Raw genomic sequence first — 442 nt, forward strand, 5'->3', positions numbered from 1 at the left:
TTTATCGACCTGGACAACCCACGGTACGACGGTCCCGCGTGCGGACTGGATGACGAGCGCCCCGGCGAAGCCCGCCGAGAGAATGAGCGAGCCGAAGGCCATGTAGCGCCAGTTCTTGGCCTGCACGCGGGCCGAGCCGATGCGGTTATCCCAGACCTGCGCGGCTTGCTGGTAAGGCGTCTCGGGTTCGGGCGGCTTGGCGTAATGCACGGCGGGTCGCTTGAAGATGTTCATGAGCGGTCGCTTTCGGAAAGGTTGATGGAAGAGCCGGAGCCGTGGCTGTCGCCGGACTTGACGGCATGGGCGGCGGCGCTGACGCCGTGAGAAAGGTGCTGGCTGCGCTTCATGCGCTTGGCCCATTCCGGGGCGTCGCCTGCCGCTGCTGTCGGCGTGGATGCGGCCTCGGCGGCTTCACCGCCGACGGTTCCCATGGTCGAGGAGC

General features: G+C 67.0%; 1 protein-coding gene and 1 pseudogene. Both read right to left on the minus strand.

The features are described 5' to 3' along the window. Window positions 1-234, minus strand: a 234-nt coding sequence (locus CRU95_RS16170; RefSeq protein WP_258238753.1) for a VirB8/TrbF family protein, incomplete at its 3' end; no start/stop codon positions are given. Next, window positions 231-442, minus strand: a pseudogene (locus CRU95_RS16175) (P-type conjugative transfer protein TrbL); the annotation flags it as partial. The gene CRU95_RS16170 and the pseudogene CRU95_RS16175, both read right to left, overlap by 4 nt.

The sequence above is a fragment of the Arcobacter sp. F2176 genome, from assembly GCF_004116465.1.
Classification (GTDB): Bacteria; Campylobacterota; Campylobacteria; order Campylobacterales; family Arcobacteraceae; genus Arcobacter; species Arcobacter siniprincipis.